Raw genomic sequence first — 363 nt, 5'->3', positions numbered from 1 at the left:
ACGGGTGGAGATTCTGCGTGCCAAGGGTCAGCACATAGGAGGGCTCGGCATAGCCAAGCGCCAGGATGCGTTCCGGCGGCTGCCAGTCACACGCCTCGCCCGGCACACCGCAGACATCCTCCAGCGCCAGACGCGCCGTTTCGGTCGGCTGCACCCAGACCTGGCTCGGCAGCATGAAGATGCGGATATGCCAGCCGATTGCGACGGCCGCATAGATGGCGAACATGGCAGCATTGCACTCATGGCGCCGACTGAACTCGATGATGGCAACTCCACAAAGGCCAAAGCCGATCCACCAGAACCAAAGTGGGAACGCCCGATAATCCGCCCATGATGCGAGCACGTCTTCGGGAAAGGCTGTCG

1 pseudogene is annotated in these 363 nt (G+C 62.3%); it reads right to left on the bottom strand.

The features are described 5' to 3' along the window. Positions 1–363 (bottom strand): annotated as a pseudogene (locus B4F73_RS12155) (glycosyltransferase family 39 protein); the annotation flags it as partial.

It is taken from the genome of Hyphomonas sp. UBA3601, assembly GCF_002375605.1.
Lineage (GTDB): Bacteria > Pseudomonadota > Alphaproteobacteria > Caulobacterales > Hyphomonadaceae > Hyphomonas.
This window is presented reverse-complemented; position numbering and strand designations above follow the sequence as displayed.